Origin of the sequence: Rhizobium sp. PRIMUS64 (genome assembly GCF_023006465.1) — a bacterium.
GTDB lineage: Bacteria > Pseudomonadota > Alphaproteobacteria > Rhizobiales > Rhizobiaceae > Rhizobium > Rhizobium leguminosarum.
The window spans coordinates 1-17149 of the sequence record NZ_JALBGX010000137.1; the positions used below are offsets into that span (position 1 = coordinate 1).

The 17149-nt window shown below is 61.3% G+C and carries 14 protein-coding genes and 2 pseudogenes; 6 read left to right on the top strand and 10 right to left on the bottom strand.

What is annotated here, in order from left to right; translation table 11 throughout:
• Window positions 1-183, bottom strand: a pseudogene (locus tag MOV76_RS32615) (keto-deoxy-phosphogluconate aldolase); the annotation flags it as partial.
• Window positions 184-337: 154 nt separating this feature from the next.
• Here MOV76_RS32615 and MOV76_RS32620 point away from each other — a divergent pair.
• From MOV76_RS32620 to MOV76_RS32635, 4 genes are all read left to right on the top strand, one after another.
• The gene (locus tag MOV76_RS32620; RefSeq protein WP_247266066.1) at window positions 338-826 is read left to right on the top strand and encodes a CYTH domain-containing protein; all 489 of its coding nucleotides are present in this window, start codon (window positions 338-340) and stop codon (window positions 824-826) included.
• Entirely contained in the window at window positions 804-1712 is a 909-nt protein-coding gene (locus MOV76_RS32625; protein ID WP_130653067.1) for a CHAD domain-containing protein, read from the top strand. The genes MOV76_RS32620 and MOV76_RS32625 overlap by 23 nt, the downstream gene beginning before the upstream one ends.
• Window positions 1713-1850: 138 nt before the next feature.
• On the top strand, window positions 1851-2327 hold the full coding sequence (locus tag MOV76_RS32630) for a VOC family protein (protein ID WP_247266067.1): 477 nt from the start codon (window positions 1851-1853) through the stop codon (window positions 2325-2327).
• 71 nt (window positions 2328-2398) lie between these two features.
• A complete protein-coding gene (locus MOV76_RS32635) occupies window positions 2399-3328 on the top strand; it encodes a rhodanese-related sulfurtransferase (protein ID WP_247266068.1) in 930 nt (309 codons plus the stop codon).
• Between the two features lie 51 nt (window positions 3329-3379).
• On the opposite strand, the gene MOV76_RS32640 is transcribed toward MOV76_RS32635, so the two are convergent.
• A complete protein-coding gene (locus MOV76_RS32640; RefSeq protein WP_247266069.1) occupies window positions 3380-5593 on the bottom strand; it encodes a bifunctional diguanylate cyclase/phosphodiesterase in 2214 nt (737 codons plus the stop codon).
• 111 nt (window positions 5594-5704) lie between these two features.
• Window positions 5705-7078 (bottom strand): GH1 family beta-glucosidase, encoded by a 1374-nt coding sequence (locus MOV76_RS32645; RefSeq protein WP_247266070.1) that lies wholly within the window; start codon window positions 7076-7078, stop codon window positions 5705-5707.
• A gap of 251 nt (window positions 7079-7329) precedes the next feature.
• Here MOV76_RS32645 and MOV76_RS32650 point away from each other — a divergent pair, with 251 nt between their 5' ends.
• Window positions 7330-7734, top strand: a complete 405-nt coding sequence (locus MOV76_RS32650; protein WP_018243616.1) for a DoxX family protein — start codon at window positions 7330-7332, stop codon at window positions 7732-7734.
• A 76-nt stretch (window positions 7735-7810) separates the two neighbouring features.
• On the opposite strand, the gene MOV76_RS32655 is transcribed toward MOV76_RS32650, so the two are convergent.
• The 5 genes from MOV76_RS32655 to MOV76_RS32675 form a co-directional block, all read right to left on the bottom strand.
• The gene (locus MOV76_RS32655) at window positions 7811-8998 is read right to left on the bottom strand and encodes a Gfo/Idh/MocA family protein (protein ID WP_018243617.1); all 1188 of its coding nucleotides are present in this window, start codon (window positions 8996-8998) and stop codon (window positions 7811-7813) included.
• Window positions 8999-9220: 222 nt separating this feature from the next.
• Window positions 9221-10273 carry a sugar phosphate isomerase/epimerase gene (locus MOV76_RS32660; protein WP_012759029.1) on the bottom strand — a complete coding sequence of 351 codons (1053 nt, stop codon included), beginning with the start codon at window positions 10271-10273 and terminating at the stop codon, window positions 9221-9223.
• Between the two features lie 252 nt (window positions 10274-10525).
• Window positions 10526-11473 carry a substrate-binding domain-containing protein gene (locus MOV76_RS32665; protein WP_018072728.1) on the bottom strand — a complete coding sequence of 316 codons (948 nt, stop codon included), beginning with the start codon at window positions 11471-11473 and terminating at the stop codon, window positions 10526-10528.
• A 100-nt stretch (window positions 11474-11573) separates the two neighbouring features.
• On the bottom strand, window positions 11574-12578 hold the full coding sequence (locus MOV76_RS32670; RefSeq protein WP_018243618.1) for an ABC transporter permease: 1005 nt from the start codon (window positions 12576-12578) through the stop codon (window positions 11574-11576).
• Window positions 12579-12656: 78 nt separating this feature from the next.
• Window positions 12657-14183, bottom strand: coding sequence for a sugar ABC transporter ATP-binding protein (locus tag MOV76_RS32675; RefSeq protein WP_247266071.1), 1527 nt, complete (start codon window positions 14181-14183; stop codon window positions 12657-12659).
• Between the two features lie 170 nt (window positions 14184-14353).
• Here MOV76_RS32675 and MOV76_RS32680 point away from each other — a divergent pair, with 170 nt between their 5' ends.
• On the top strand, window positions 14354-15385 hold the full coding sequence (locus tag MOV76_RS32680; RefSeq protein WP_003543025.1) for a LacI family DNA-binding transcriptional regulator: 1032 nt from the start codon (window positions 14354-14356) through the stop codon (window positions 15383-15385).
• Window positions 15386-15466: 81 nt separating this feature from the next.
• Here MOV76_RS32680 and xylA read toward each other — a convergent pair whose 3' ends face one another.
• On the bottom strand, window positions 15467-16777 hold the full coding sequence (gene xylA / locus MOV76_RS32685) for a xylose isomerase (RefSeq protein ID WP_028733941.1): 1311 nt from the start codon (window positions 16775-16777) through the stop codon (window positions 15467-15469).
• Between the two features lie 153 nt (window positions 16778-16930).
• Window positions 16931-17149, bottom strand: a pseudogene (locus MOV76_RS32690) (xylulokinase); the annotation flags it as partial.

Genomic DNA, 17149 nt, shown 5'->3' on the forward strand with positions numbered 1-17149 from the left:
AGCGACGGCGCGCACGGCTTCGAGTGCCGCCGGCGTGCGCATGGTGATCTCGATCGCCTTCAGCCCGCCCGCGACGAGCGCGCGGGCGAGCGGCACCGCTGACTTCGCATCGTCGACGATCAATACCGGAACGACAGGCTGGAGTTTCAGGATGGAAAGGAGCTTCTCTGTTTTCTCGCCCATGGTCGTGCGACTTCCTTGAAACGATTGAATTTGCATCCCGAATAACGCCCCCGCGGAACCTTGTCGAGATAAAACCGGACCGCATCACAAGAAGGGTATGAAATGCCTGGAAAGTGGGCTACCGTGCCGCAATCGTCACAAAAGGTTCACCGGCATGGCGAAAGAAATCGAGCGGAAGTTTCTTGTACGCAGCGATGGATGGCGTTCCGCCGTCGAGACGAAGTCTGTCCTCAGGCAGGGCTACATCGCCTCGATGGACGACCGTTCCGTGCGGGTACGCATCCTTGACGGCAGGAAAGCGAAACTGACGATCAAGATCGGCCGCAGCACCATCACCCGTGACGAATTCGAATACGACATCCCGATCGCCGATGCCGAAGAGCTGTTGCAGAATGCGATCGGCGTCGTCATCGAGAAGACGCGCTACCGCGTTCCGCATGAGGATTTCGTCTGGGAAGTCGACGTCTTTACCGGCGAGCATCGCGGACTGGTGATTGCCGAGGTGGAGATGACGGCGGAAACCGACGATCCGGCCCTGCCCGCTTGGCTCGGCCGCGAAGTAACCGGGGACTTCCGCTATTCCAACCAGGCCCTTGCCACAGAATACGGGCACGACAGGCATGGCCTATCGCATTCGGCCTGACGCCGATTTCACCGAAGCGTTCCGTAGCGTCGCCACCAAGCAGCTGGAACACGCTATCACTGTCCTCAGGAAGCGCCCGGACGGCGCGCATGAGGCGATCCATTCCTTCCGCAAGAACCTGAAGCGACTACGCTCGCTCTACCGCCTCGTGGCCCGCGAAATTCCGGATTTCCAAGCCCAAGAAAATGCGAGGCTGCGCGATGCCGCAAACTCGCTTTCGGCGATCCGCGACGCTACCGCCCTCATCGGCACCGCCCAATATCTGCAGCATGCAGCCCGCGGGAACGAGGAGAGCGAGGCGCTCGGCCGCATCGTCACCATCCTCGAAGGCCGCCGTGATTGGATGGCGGAAGCCGAAAGCGGCCTGGAACAGCGGCTCGCGGAAACCTCCGACGTTCTGAAGGAGGCGATCGCCGCCTTAGACGCCGTCTCCTTTGATGGCGGCCACCGCAAAAATGCACGCATGCTGGCGAAGAGCTGGCGCCGCATCGCGCTGAAGGCCAAGACCGCGCTTACAGCCTGTCACGGCGAGGCATCGGCCGACGATTTCCACGATCTGCGCAAACGCACCTACGACTATCGGCTCTACCATGCCCTTTTGCGCGACATCTGGCCGGGCGCGATGAAGGCCAAGCGCGATGCGGCCAGCGAACTCGTCGAGGATCTCGGCCACATCCATGATCTCACCGTACTCTCCGAACTGGTCGAGGCAGAACCGCAGCTCTTCACTCGCAATGACGACCTGACGCATCTGCTCGACATCATCATCTTCCGCCAGCAGGAAGACCGGCGGCAAGCGCTGATCAAAGCCGAAGCCGTCTTCGCCGATGATGCCGACGAGGAAGCCCAGCGCATCGAGCTTCTCTGGCTGATGGCCGGGAGTTGAGAGACAGCGAAACTGGAAGTGCCTGCGCGTTGCTCTGCATTTCCTGCAATATCACAAAGAACCCTGTTGACCTCAACCAATCTTGAGGTCCTAGCTTGCGGTGGTCAAACAAGCAGAGACCTGATCCGCGAGGAAAAAATGACCGCCGAAAATGCCGCGATGCCGAAGGTACTCGGGCTCTACGAAACACATCTGACCGTTGCCGATTTCAAGACCTCCACGGAATTCTACCGCGATGTCGTCGGGCTCGAACTCGCAGCGTCGTTCGAGGAGCGCAAAGTCACTTTCCTCTGGGTGGACGACAGGAAGACCGGTATGCTCGGCCTTTGGGAAACCGGAACCGGGCCGCTGAAGATGCGGCTGCACATCGCCTTCCGCATGACCGCCGATGGCGTGCTGCAGGCGCCTGACATTCTCAGGGCAAAGGGCGTGGAACCTCTCGGCTTTACCGGTGAACCGGTAACGGAGCCGGTAGTTCTCGGCTGGATGCCGGCGCTGTCGATCTATTTCAAGGATCCGGACGGGCACTCAATCGAGTTCATCAGCGTTCTCGACGCCGACCCCGACCGGAGCTTCGGCGTGCGGCCGTTTTCCGAATGGCAGGCGCAGGGATAATCGATTACCTGTCAAGGCCGCCACCGGCGAAGGCAATTGCGCCGCCCGCCGATTTTCTGTATTTCCGGCCTATGACCGACAGCCTGACACACACCAGCCCGTTCCTCGTGGCCGCACTTTACCATTTCGTTTCCGTGCCGCGCTTTGCCAGCCTGCAGGCACCGCTGCAGACGCTTTGCGAGGAGAACGGCGTCAAGGGAACGCTGCTTCTGGCGCATGAAGGCATTAACGGCACGATCGCGGGCCCGGATGCCGGCACTCAAGCCGCGCTCGCCTTCCTGCGCGCCCAGCCGGAATTTTCGGGCCTAGAGCACAAGGAAAGCCGCGCCTCGAAAATGCCCTTCCTGCGCATGAAGGTGAAGCTGAAGAAGGAAATCGTCACCATGGGCGTCGAGGACATCGACCCCAACAAAGTGGTCGGAACCTACGTGGCGGCCAAGGACTGGAATGCGCTGATCTCCGATCCCGATACGATCGTCATCGACACCCGCAACGATTACGAGACGGCAATCGGCACTTTTCGCGGCGCGCTCGACCCGAAGACCAAGACCTTCCGTGAATTTCCCGATTGGGTGCGCAACAATCCCGGCCTGCACAACAAGCCGAAGGTCGCCATGTACTGCACCGGCGGCATACGTTGCGAGAAGGCGACCGCTTTCATGAAGGCTGAGGGCTTCGACGAGGTCTATCATCTGAAGGGCGGCATCCTGAAATATCTGGAGGAAGTGCCGCAGGAGGAAAGCCTCTGGGATGGCGCCTGCTTCGTCTTCGACGAGCGCGTCTCCGTCGAGCACGGTCTGAAGGAAGGCGAACACAGGCTGTGCCACGCCTGCCGCAACCCGATCACCGCAGAAGAAATCACCTCACCGCTCTACGAGGAAGGCGTTTCCTGCAGCCACTGCTATCATAAGCGCACGGAGGAAGACCGGCTGCGTTACCGTCAGCGGCAGCACCAGATCGCCCTCGCGAAAAAGCGTGGCCAACGGCATATCGGCAGCTAAGCCGGGATTCCGGTTGGAACAGCCTTGCTGTCTGAGGATCAGGCCCACCAGTCAGACAGCGCTGATGCGGCGCCGAGCTTCCGGCTCCGCTGCACGCCGCTCGTTCAGCATCTCGGTGATAAGGTCTGATGTCACAGGCTTTCCGAACCAATAGCCCTGCAGGCAGTCGCAGCCGAACAGGCGCATGGCTATCGCCTGCTCCTCGGTCTCGATGCCTTCGGCCGTCACCGGAATGTCGAGCGAGCGGGCAAGCGCTACCGTCGCCTGCAGCATCTCGCGCTGGCGTTTGTCCTCGTTGACACCCATGACCAGCGAGCGGTCGATCTTGATGCGGTCGAAGCCGAACTGCCTGAGATAACCGATCGAGGAGAAGCCGGAGCCAAAATCGTCGAGCGCCACCTTAACCCCCAGCCCCTTCAACCGTTCGATCGACTGGCGGGTGCGCTGCGGATTCTGGATCATGTAGCCCTCGGTGATCTCGAGCGTGATACGACCGGCCTCGATCTCCGTCTGCTTCAGCACGTAGCGCACATAGTCGGTAAAGGCGGGATTGCGGAACTGGCCGGGCGAGACGTTGACCGAGACGTTGAGGTCCGGCCATTGCTTGGCTGTCTCACAGGCTTTGCGTAGCACGAACAGGCCAAGTGATTCGATGAGGCCGCTGGTCTCGGCGATTGGGATGAACAGCTCGGGCGACACAGGGCCATGTCCCGGACGGTTCCAGCGCACCAGCGCCTCGACGCCGGTCATGGCATGCGTCGCCGCATCGATCAGCGGCTGGTAGGCAAGCGTCAGGTCGCCGCTTTCGATGGCGATCCGCAGATCGAGCTCCAGCGCATTGCGCTGCTCTCGATCGGCGTCCATCGACGGGTCGTAGAGCGTCATGCGCGCGCGGCCGGCCTCCTTCGCCTTGTACATGGCAAGGTCGGAACGGCGCACCAGCTCCTCACGCCCGATCGCCCCGAAAGGCGACATGGCGATACCAATGCTTGCCCCAACGACGACGACACGGCGACCGATCTCCAATGGCTCGACGAGAAAATCGAGGATCTGCTCGGCAAGCTGCAGGGCGGCGGCATTCTCGCTGTCGGAGAGAAAGGCGATCGCAAATTCATCGCCGCCAATACGGGCAAGAACCGCACCTTGCGGAATGAGCACGTCGAGCCCGGCCGCGACCGCGCGGATCAACTGGTCACCGGTGCCGTGGCCATAGCTGTCATTGACTTCCTTGAAGCCATCGAGGTCGAGATAGAGGAGCAGCACATTGCGCTTGGTCTGGCGTGCCTCGACGACAAAACGATCGACGGCGAGCCCGAGACCGTCGCGATTGGAAAGGCCGCTCAGCCTGTCGCGCAGCGCCTCCTCGCGGGCGCTGCCTTCCTCCGCCTTCAGGCGGCGGCCGGCAAGCCAGCCGATAGCCAGCAGTACTGCGAAAAACAATCCGACGAGGCCGAGCGCCTGGATGACCATCGGCCGCACCTGTGCATAGGCGATATCGCCGGGTGAACGCGAGATCCAGACGAGCTTGCCGAGCGTTGCCCCCGTCGGATCGACGATCGGTACGCGATAGTCGGCCGCAAAGCTCGGCGGCGCCAGCCTCAGCCCGCCGATGACATAGGTCTGGCCGAGAGCGGCCACCCTGTCGTCATCGAGATGGCGGGCGAAAACGAGGTAGCGGTGCTGGCCGGCGGGCACATCAAGCGCACCGGACTTTTTCCGAACCAATGCCACGCCGACGGCGGCAATGCCCCGTTTGGTGGTGACGAAACCGATCGCCTGGGGACGATCGGCCGGACCGGCCGCCTTCACCGTGTCGAGCAGGCTCCAGAGCGACGGCGCGAAGAAATCCGTGAGCGGCTCCTCCATCGGCTTGCCGTCGCGATAGGCCATGATCGCCTTCTTCTCACCATCGATGACGATCGCCATGTCGAACAGCGAGCTGTTGACCGACATCTCGCCGTAATTGCTCACCGTCCAGGCCATGCCGTCCGGCGCATAGACGTTGACGGCGGCGTCGTCCCAGGCGGCGTAATCGTCGAGCGTCGCGCCGAGCTGATCCTCGAAGGTCTTCAGCGCGCCGACCGTCGTTTCGCGCGAGCGCTCGTCATCGAGGAGATTGGCATTTTCAGCCACGCGTTCGAGCGCCGTCAGCACCATGATGGTGACGACCGCGACGATGACCGCGAAGGAGAAAAGCACGCCGGTGACGGTGATGTGACGGCTTACTCCCGATCTTTTGCTCTGCGACTTTCCGGCTGTCTGCATTACGACTCCTGACCGTCGGACTTTGCCAGCCAAGGGTTCAAAAACGTTTAAGCAACCGGCTGTTGCAGGTTTCTGACGAGCTATTTTTGTGCCCGCCTGAGGACGCACCCCCTAACCCGGCTTATGATTACCCTTCGGGAATTTGGCCGCGAGTTCGCGATACCATTTGCCGCTCTTTTTTACCGTACGCACCTGGGTCTCATAATCGACATGGACCAGACCGAAGCGCATGCGGTAGCCTTCCGCCCATTCGAAATTGTCCATCAGGCTCCAGGCGAAATAGCCGCGTAGGGGATAGCCGTCCTTGATGAGGCCGGCAACAATTTCGAGGTGATCGCCGACATAGTCGAGGCGCATCGTGTCGTCGACCTCGCCGTCGATGACATCGGTGTTGTCGCAGGCGCCGTTCTCGGTGATGTAGCATTCCGGCAGTTCGTAGCGACGGTAGAGGTCCTCGACCGAGAGCTTCAGGCCCGGCGCATAGATTTCCCAGCCAATATCGGTCTTGACGTCGCTTGCCGGCGGCGCTTCCACCGTCCAGGGGAAATCGCCTTTGCGTTCGGCATCATCAGTGACCCGCTCGGGCTTGTAGTAGTTCAGGCCCCACCAGTCGAGTTTCTGGCTGATAAGCTTCAAGTCGCCATCTTCGATGACAGGCATGCGGTCGCCGAGCGCCTCGACGAATTCCTTCGGATACTCGCCCTTGAAGACGGGATCGAAGAAGGCGCCGTTGTGGAACTGATGCGCACGCTCGCCGGCGGCTAGATCGGCCGGGCTGTCGGAGCCGGGAATGACCGAAGCGGCGTTGAGCACAAGCCCGACGGGCACATTTGGGGCTTCCGAGCGGATCGCCTCGACGCCGAGACCGTGGGCAAGGTTCATGTAGTGCATGGCGTGAAGGGCGGCCTGCATGTTGCGCTCGCCCGGAGCATGGATGCCGTAGAGATGGCTGAGCCAGACGATGCACCAGGGTTCGTTGAAGGTCGCGACCCGGTCGAGGCGATCGCCAAGGCGGTTCATCACCGTTTTGGCATAGCGCTGAAACGCATAGGCGGTCGAGCGCGCCGTCCAACCGCCCTCGCCGGCGAGCAACAGAGGCAGATCCCAGTGGTAGAGCGTCGCGAAGGTCTTGATGCCGCGCGCCTTGCAGCCGTCGACCAGCCGATCGTAGAAATCGAGGCCGGCCTCGTTCACCGGACCCGTGCCTTCGGGGATAATGCGCGGCCAGGCAATCGAGAACCGATAGGCTTCGACACCCATTTCCTTGATGAGATCGAGGTCCTGTTCCAGCCTGTTGTAGTGATCGCAGGCAACGTCGCCGTTATCGCGATTATGGACGCGGCCGGGCATATTGCAGAAAGCATCCCAGATGGATGGCTTGCGGCCATCGGCTTTGCTGGCGCCTTCGATCTGGAAGGCAGCGGTGGCAACGCCGAAAGTGAAGTCGCCGGGAAAGCGCTCCGCGAGTTTCTTCGGATCGATCATCTGTAAATCCTATCTCTCAGGTTGAGCCGTTTGCGCCGGATTTAGCCAAGCCTGAAGGCAAAGTACAGGCTGACGGCGAGAAAAACTGCAACGTTGCAGGAGGAAAAACAGAACAGCTGCAACGGCGTTGCAGCCGCCCCTCCCCCACCACGGAGCTGCCCTCATAACGGCAATGTCAGCAGTCGTGATTTGGCCGTTGAGACCGCGATCCTTACACGGGGAAATGGCATCACAAATATGAAAGGAATCCAATGCTCTCTTCGGTCCATTCGCTGCAGCCTCATCTGCTGAGCCTGTTGCGCATTGTCTCGTCACTTGTACTTTTCAGCTACGGAACACAGAAGATCCTGCATTTTCCCGCTGCGGCAAGTGTGCCGCCCGCGGGCTCGCTCTCCTGGATTGCCGGGCTGCTCGAACTCACCCTCGGCTTCCTGGTCCTGGTGGGATTCCAGACCCGTATCGCAGCCTTCGTGCTCTCCGGTCTGATGGCCTTCGCCTATTTCATCGGGCATGCCTCGAAGGGCATCTACCCCGCACAGAACGGCGGCGTCGCGGCGATCCTGTTCTGCTTCGTGTTTCTTTATCTGGTGGCGGCAGGCGCCGGACCCTTGAGCGTCGATAACCTACTGAAGCGTGGCCGCACCGCTGCTGCCTGACCGAAAATAAAATAAAACGCCGAGGCGACTTGAGATCGCCTCGGCGTTTTTCATTGGGCCACGCGGATCGGCAAATTCACACCTTGATCCAGGCGCCGTTCTTCTTCGAAGACGCGACGCAGGCTTCGACGAAGGCCACACCCTTCACGCCGTCATCGACTGTGGGATAGACCACCGCCTTGTCGACGGCCTTGCCCTTCTTGCGGGCGTTGATCGCATGCGCGGCTTCCGTATAGATCGTCGCAAAGGCTTCGAGATAACCTTCCGGATGCCCTGATGGCACGCGCGTGACACGGCCAGCAGCAGCGCCTGAACCGGCGCCGCCGCGGGTGATCAGCCGCTTCGGCTCGCCGAAAGGCGTGTACCACAAGTAGTTCGGGTCCTTCTGGGTCCATTCCAGCCCGCCCTTGGTGCCGTAGACGCGTACCATCAGGCCGTTTTCATGGCCGGGCGCCACCTGGCTGCACCAGAGCATGCCCTTGGCCGGCTTCTCCGAGCCCTTCGCCTTGAAGCGCAGCATGACATGCGCATTATCGTCCAGCCGGCGGCCCGGAACGAAACTGTCGAGATCGGCGGCGAGGCTGTCGAGCTCCAGGCCAGTGATGAAGGCGGCGAGATTATAGGCATGCGTGCCGATATCGCCGGTCGAGCCGCCGACGCCGGACTGCGCCGGATCGGTGCGCCAGGCAGCCTGTTTCTGGCCGGTTTGCTCGACCGCTTCCGTCAGCCAGTCCTGCGGGTATTCGGCCTGGACCACGCGGATGTCGCCGAGTTCACCATTCGCAATCATCTCCCGCGCCTGGCGGACCATCGGATAGCCGGTGTAATTATGCGTCAGCACGAAGAGCGCGCCGCTCTCGTCGGCGATCTTCTTCAGCTTCTTCGCATCGGCAAGGTTGGATGTCAGCGGCTTGTCGCAGATGACATGAATGCCGCGCTTCAGGAATTCCTTGGCCGCATCGTAGTGAACATGGTTCGGCGTGACGATCGCCACCGCCTCGATGCCATTCTTCAGCTTCGCTTCGCGGATCGCCATCTCGCGATAGCTGGAATAGGTCCGCGACGGATCGAGGCCGAGATCGCGGCCGGATGCGATCGCCTTTTCGGGCGAAGCCGACAGCGCGCCGGCGATGAGGTCGTACTGATCGTCGATACGTGCCGCGATACGGTGCACCGCGCCGATAAACGCGCCCGCGCCGCCGCCCACCATGCCGAGCCGGATGCGCGGCTCACGTGTCTGTTCGGATGATGCTTCGATTGCCATTGATTCCTCCTGAATTTTTCTTCCCTTCTCCCCTCGGGGGTTCGAAGGACGGGTTGAGCCCCGTGGCTCAACCCCGGTCGGTGGCCCGGAGGGCCGGATGAGGGGCCTGGCGACAGATATGCCTTTCGCTTGTCGCTCAAGGCATTCGTCGCTATCGCTCCTCATCCCCCTCATCTGCCCTTACGGGCATCTTCTCCCCACTCGGGAGAAGGGAATAGAAGCTTAGAGCCCCAGCATCCGCCGGTTCGCCGCCTGATCCGTGCCGCTGCCGGCGAAATCGTCGAAGGCTTTTTCGGTGACTCGGATGATATGGGCGGCAACGAATTCGGCGCCTTCGCGGGCACCGTCCTCCGGATGCTTCAGCGCGCATTCCCATTCGACCACGGCCCAGCCGTCGAAATTATTCGCCGTCATCTTCGAGAACACCGCGCCGAAATCGACCTGGCCGTCGCCGAGCGAACGGAACCGGCCGGCGCGTTCGACCCAGCCCTGATAGCCACCGTAGACGCCCTGGCGCCCGGTCGGATTGAACTCAGCATCCTTGACGTGGAACATCTTGATGCGGTCTTTGTAGATGTCGATGTTGTCGAGATAATCGAGGCACTGCAGGACGTAGTGCGAAGGATCGTAGAGCATGTTGGCGCGCGGATGGTTCTTCACCCGCTCCAGAAACATCTCGAAGGTGATGCCGTCATGGAGGTCTTCGCCCGGGTGGATCTCGTAGCAGACATCAATACCGTTCTCGTCCGCATGGTTGAGGATCGGCGTCCAGCGGCGGGCGAGTTCGTCGAAGGCGGTCTCGACCAGACCGGCAGGACGCTGCGGCCAGGGATAGATGAAGGGCCAGGCAAGCGCGCCGGAGAAGGTCGCATGCGCCTTGAGCCCGAGGTTTTTGGACGCCGTCAGTGCCATCTTGACCTGCTCGACAGCCCATTCCTGACGCGCCTTCGGATTGCCCCGCACCTCCGGTGCAGCAAACCCGTCGAAGGCTTCGTCATAGGCCGGGTGAACGGCGACGAGCTGCCCTTGCAGATGAGTGGAGAGTTCGGTGATCTCGATGCCGTTTTCGCGCGCCTTGCCGGCGAATTCGTCGCAATAATCCTTGGACGTGGCAGCCTTCTTCAGATCGATCAATTGGCTGGCCCAGGTCGGCACCTGGACGCCCTTGTAACCGATGTCGGCCGCCCATTTGGTGATCGCGTCCCACGAGTTGAAAGGAGCAGTATCGCCCGCGAACTGGCCAAGGAAAAGGCCGGGGCCTTTGATCGTCTTCATGTCAGATTCCTCCCTGAATATCGACCGTAAACGTTTCTGAAAGTGTTGTAGCACGCAATTTGGCGGGAGCAAGGCGCCTCCTCGCCCTTGGCTCGTGATTTGGCGCGAAGCCAGATGCGATATGGCGGCGAGCTAATCATGATGGGCTTTGGCGGGCAAGAGGTACGTGCAGCATTTTCGGCCACCCGCTCTATGGAAAGCATAAAAAATGCGCCCATCCTTTCGAATGGGCGCACATCTCCAATGAATGGATCAGAACGGAGAATCCGGGAAGTAGAAGTCCTTGGCATTGTCCTTGGTGACGAGCGTCGCGTCGAGGATGTAGCTGCCGTGAACCGGGACCTGGTCGTAAAGTGCCGCCGCCGTCAGCTCCATCGCCGTACCGACCATTGCCGGCGGATAGAGAACGTCGACCGGGATCAGCTTGTCGCCATCCATGACCTTCTTGACCATGTCCTTTGAGCCGGCACCGGCGACGACATACTTGATGTCGGTGCGCTTGGCCTGCTCGATCGCCTGCAGAACGCCGACGGCCATGTCGTCGTCCTGGCACCACACGACGTCGATCTTCTGGTACTTGGTCAGATAGTCCTGCATGACCTTGAAGGCATCGTCGCGGTTCCAGTTGCCGTACTGGCGGTCAAGAACCTTGACGTTCGAGCCGGCAATGCCCTTGTCAAAGCCGTCCTGGCGCTGCTGGTCGATCGGGATCGGCAGACCGCGGATGATGACCACTTCGGCATCCGGCGTGGTGTCCTTGATGTACTTGCCGGCGACTTCGCCGAGAGCTGGGTTGTTGCCGGCGACATAGAGATCGCGCACGGAATTGTCGTTGTTGCTCGGCGCACGGTCGACGAGGGCGACGAACTTGCCCTTGCCCTTGACTTCCTTGATGGCGTTGACGAGCGGATCCGGATCCGACGGCAGGATGACGAGGGCGTCGATGCCCTGCGTATCGAGATCCTGCACGGCGTTGGCCTGGCTTGCGGCGTCCGGCGAGGTCTTGACGATGACGTTGAGACCGGGATGTTCGGCCATCAGCAGCTTGGCAACGCGTTCGGCATGGAACACCACGCCCGACGTCCAGCCGTGGTCGGCGGCCGGAATGGACACGCCGATCGTGAATTTCTTGTCCTGGGCGTGAGCGGCGCCGGCGAAGGTCACCGCCGCAACCGCCAGGCCCAACATCAATTTACGCATGCTATTTCCTCCCAATAATTCAGGGACTTTTCCATATCGGGACCGGGCGCCCTGTAAGCCCGATCAATTGTAACCCCGGCCAATTACAAGCCCGGTCAATTCATGATTTGCGCACCAGCGAGCGCTGGACGAACATGGCGATGATGATAATCGCACCCTGGATGGCGCCGATCAGATATTCGCTGATGAAATTCGAAAGCAGCATGATGTTGCCGACCAGTTCGAGAATGAAGGCGCCGCAGATCGTGCCCCAGACCCTGCCCGCGCCGCCCTTGAGCGCCGTGCCGCCGACGACGACGGCCGTGATCGCCTGCAACTCCCACAGGATGCCCGTCGTCGCCGACGTCGAGCCGAGACGGGGAACATAGAGCAGCACGGCGATGGCGACGCACAGTCCCTGGATGACGAAGGCGATCGTCCTGACGCGGTTGACCGCGATACCTGAATAGCGGGCGACATCGCTGTTTGATCCCACAGCGACGACGTGGCGCCCGTAGCGGGTGCGATAGAGGATGAAGGCCGCAACCGCCGTCACTGCCAGGATCACCACGATCGGCACTGGTATGCCGGCGACATTACCGAAATAAGCAGGGCGATAGAGCGTCTGGATATCGGCGGAGCGAAGCGTGATCGCGCCGCCCTGCGACAGCCATGTCGTCAGGCCGCGATAGATGCCCATCGTTCCGAGCGTCGCGATGAAGGGCTCGATCCTGCCGACCGTCGTGATCAGGCCGTTTGCCAGACCGCAGAGCGCGCCGGCGACGATCGTGAAGACGACGGCGACCGTCAGCATCAAAGCCGGGTTTGCGATGGCGCCCGAATTCATCAGCAGGATCATCAGGCTGGCGACGAAGGCCACCATGGAGCCGACAGACAAGTCGAGATCCCCTGCTGATATCACGAAGGTCGCACCGACCGCGATGATGGCGATGAAAGCGCTGCGCGTCGCGACATTGGCAAGGTTGGTAATGCCGATGAAATTCGGATTGACCAGGGCTCCGACGATTAGCAGCAGCGCAAGGGCGACGAAGGGCGCGACCGCACGCAGGTCGACATCCCGCCAGGATCGGCGCCGGATTTCCCTGGTCTCTTCGTTGACACTCATTTCCAAAACCAACCTCCCGTCCCATATTTTCTGGGCATCTTATGTGTCCTCCTGATCGGCAAAGCCCTGCTTCAGCCTTCAGGCGGCCGCCTTCTTCTTGAGCCCGGCGGCGTAACGCATGATCTCCTGCTCGGAAATCTCGTCTCCTTCGAGCACGCCGACGATACGCCCTTCGCGCATCACCGCCACTCTCGTGCAGAGGCCGATGACCTCCGGCATCTCCGAGGACACGACGATGATCGACCGGCCGTCCCGGGCGAGCGCCGAGATGAAATGATAGATCTGCTGTTTGGTGCCGACATCGATGCCGCGCGTCGGCTCGTCGATGATGATGATCTGAGGCTCGGTCTCCATGACCTTGGCCAGCAGCAGCTTCTGCTGGTTCCCCCCCGACATCCGGCCGGCGACGATATTACCGTCGCGAACCCTGATATCGAAGCGGCGCTTGGCCTTTGCCATCGCGGCCGCTTCGCTGCCCGGGCTCAGATAGCCGTGACGAGCGTGCCTTCCGAGCGATTGCAGTGTCAGATTGGTCACCATGCCGGAGCGCAGCAGCAGGCCTTTCGACTTGCGGTCCTTGGTCATGTAGGCGAGCCCGCAGCGATTGGCGGCATGCACGTCGCCGGAGGGAACAGTTTCCCCCTTGATGACCACCTCGCCCTCGAGACGGGTCCGCAATCCGGCGATCGCTTCCATCAGTTCGGTGCGGCCCGAGCCGATCATGCCGGAAAAACCGATGATCTCGCCCTTGCGCACCTCGAAGCTCGCATCCTTTACATACCCCGTCGACACCGAGGCGACGCTGAGGACGATCTCCTCGTCGACATCAGGCTCGACCTTGGCGGGATAGAGGCTGGAAAGTTCGCGGCCAACCATCAGCTGTGCGATCGATTCCCCGTCCAGAATGGACGTCGCCGAAGTCTTGATCCACTGGCCGTCGCGCAGCACCGTGACGCGGTCGGTCAATTCCATCACCTCGTCGAGCTTGTGGGACACGAAGACGAAGCTGGTACCCTGGTCGCGAAGCTTGCGAACCTGCTTGAACAGCATATTGGTCTCTTCCCGCGACAGCACCGCGGTCGGCTCGTCCATGAACACCACCCGCGCATCGCGGCTGATCGCCTTGGCGATTTCGACCATCTGCTTGTCGGCGATGGAAAGCGTGCTGATCAGCGCATTCTCATCGACATGCGAACCGAGCACGTCGAGAACCTTGCGTGTCTCCGACCGCATATATTTGCGGTCGAGCATGCCGAAACGGGTGACTTCGCGCCCGAGAAAGAGGCTTTCCGTCACGGTCAGATGTTCGGCAAGGTTGAATTCCTGGTGAATGATGACGATGCCCAGCGCCTCGGCGGCGCCATTGGGCGGCAGGACGACGGACTTGCCGTCGAGCAGGATTTCGCCGGAACTCGGCTGTTCGAAACCGGACAAAACCTTGACAAGCGTGGATTTGCCGGCGCCATTTTCACCCATGAGCGCATGGATTTCGCCGGCGCGGAGATCGAAGTTCACGCTGAAGAGGACCTGCACTCCACTGAAGGATTTGCATATGCGCCTGGCGGACAGCACCACGGGTGCGGTGTCGGCGATCTCCACGGTCATCTGATCCTCCCCAAAGCGGCTCCCCGTCCGCTCTGAAGCCTTATGTAAACCTTTACATACATCGTGTAAAGGTTTACATCGTTGATTTACACAGATCAGTTGAAGCCTGCCTTTGACCTCTCGACAAGTCTGTGTAGTGTCGCGGCGAAGACAGCCCAAGGCAGAGCTCAGTGTCGAATTCCACGCCCGCAACCATCGAAGACGTCGCCCGGATCGCCGAGGTCTCTATCGCGACGGTTTCCCGGGCAATCCACATGCCGGAGAAGGTCGCCAACTCCACGCGCCTCAAGGTCAACCAGGCGATCGCCATCACCGGCTATACGACCAATGCCATGGCGCGCAGCCTGAGGCTCGGCCGCTCCAACATGATCCTTGTCGTGGCGCCCGATATCGGCGATCCCAATTTCTCCAACATTCTCGTCGGGCTGGAGAACGAAGCGCGCGCGCACGGCTACGGCATCCTGATCGGCCACACGCAGAACGATGCCCAGCGCGGTCTGGAATATCTGAAATTCTTCAATTCCAACCAGGCGGCCGGATTGATCCTCTTCACCGGTATCCTGCCCTTCGGGCATCAGACGATGACCGCACGGCTGCCGCCGAGCGTCGGTGTTTTCGAGCCCGTGTTCAACGGCGGCATTCCCTATGTGGGCGTCGACGATACCGAGGGCGCTCGGAAAGCGGTGGACCTGCTGCTGGCCGAAGGGCATCGCAAGATCGCCTTCATCGGCGATTCGCGCACCCGGCTTGCCTATACCAGGCGCCGGATGGGTTACGATGCCGGTCTCGACGCCGCCGGCATCCCGCCCGACACCAGGATCGTGCTCGAAGGTGACGGCACGATCGAAAGCGGGCGGCATGCGGTCGAACAGCTTTTCATGCGCGACACGCTTCCGACGGCCTTCATGTGCGTCAACGACCAGACGGCGATCGGCGTTATGGTCGGGCTCGGCGCGCGAGGCTACGATATTCCGCGGGATTTCTCGGTGACCGGTTTCGACGACGTGCCGCAGGCGGTCTTCATATCGCCGCCGCTGACCACGATCCGCCAGCCGAGAACGGCAATCGGCAAGCAGGCGATGGCTCTGCTGCTGGAACTCCTGTCCGATGGCCGGCCGACCGAAACGGAAATCCTGCTGCGGCCGGATCTGGTGGTTCGAAACTCCGTCTCAGCCCCATCGCGCAACTGGTCGAAACGGTAAACCAATAGAGGCTGAAGGCTTTGCGCCCTCGCCGGGCCGAAGAGGCTTGCACCGGCGGTCGATGACCGCCGGTGCGCTTCATCAAACGTAACGGTTGACGACGTTCTCCAGCAGCTCCTGCTTGCCGGATCTCGGCTGCGGGTTCACGTCGTGGCTCTCGACATAGTGGGTGATCTCATCCAGCGAATACTCGCCGCGGAAGAGCTTCTGCGCCTCGGCGGATTCCCAGCCGGCATAACGATCAGCGAGCGGCTGCGACAGAGCCTTGTCCTCGATCATCTTGGCGGCGGCCTTCAGGCCGCGGGCGCAGCAATCCATGCCGCCGATATGGCCGATCAGCAGATCTGCCGGGTCGAGAGACTGACGGCGAAGCTTCGAGTCGAAGTTGGTGCCGCCGGTCTTGAATCCGCCACCTGCCAGAACATGGTAATAGGCGAGCGCCATTTCCGGAACATTGTTCGGGAACTGGTCGGTGTCCCAGCCGGACTGGTAGTCGTTGCGGTTCATGTCGATCGAGCCGAAGATGCCGAGTGCATTGGCAAGCGCCAGCTCGTGCTCGAAGGAGTGGCCGGCAAGGATCGCGTGGCCCTGCTCGATATTGAGCTTCACCTCGTTTTCAAGGCCGTGCTTCTTGAGGAAGCCATAGACGGTCGCGACGTCGTAATCATACTGGTGCTTGGTCGGCTCCTGCGGCTTCGGCTCGATCAGGATCGTGCCCTTGTAGCCGATCTTGTGCTTGTATTCGACCACGAGGTTGAGGAAGCGGCCGAGCTGGTCGAGCTCGCGGCCAATATCGGTGTTGAGCAGCGTCTCGTAACCTTCGCGGCCGCCCCAGAGCACGTAGTTTTCGCCGCCGAGCTTCTGCGTGGCATCGATGCAGGTCTTTACCGTCGCAGCGGCGAAAGCGAAGACGTCAGGATCCGGATTGGTCGCAGCGCCCGACATATAGCGGCGGTGGGAGAAGAGGTTCGCCGTGCCCCAGAGCAGCTTGGTGCCGGTTGCGGCCTGCTTCTCAGCGAAATAATCGACGATCTCGTTGAGGTTCTTGGTGTTTTCGGCGAAGTTCTTGCCCTCAGGACGCACGTCGGCGTCATGGAAGCAGTAGTAGGGCGAGCCGAGCAGCGAGAAGAATTCGAAGGCGACGTCGGCCTTGAGCTTGGCGGCCTTCATCGTGTCCTCGAACCACGGACGCAGGAAGGTCTGGCCACCGAACGGGTCGCCGCCCGGCCAGGTGAAGGTGTGCCAATAGGCCACCGCAAAGCGCAGATGGTCTTCCATGCGCTTGCCCATGACGATCTCGTCCGGCTGGTAGTAGCGGAAGGCCAGCGGATTGGTGCTGTCCGGGCCTTCGTATTTTACTTTCTGGATATCGCCGAAAAATCCGGTGCTCATGTTGGTTCTCCTTGGGTTCACTCTTGTCTGTTGTTCCGTGGGCCCCCTCACCCTACCCTCTCCCCGCTGGCGAGAGGGAAAGAGGCGCCGCTGCTGGTCTCTCCTCCCCTTGGGGAGAGGGTGCAGGCAGGCGGATCGGCGGCTGCCCAAATATCAATGCGCCAGCGACCTGATCGCCGGGTAGAGCGCGCGGTAGCGCTTGTAAGCATCCTCATAAGCGCCGCTCAGTGCCGACACCGGCTCGATCGTTCCGGCTGTTACCGGCGGCGTGCAGACGGCAATGGGATCTGCCCCCGTTGCTGCGATCAGGCCGAGGCGGGCTGCGCCAAAGGCCGCGCCGAAATCGCCGTCGGCCGGCAGGTCGACCGGAAC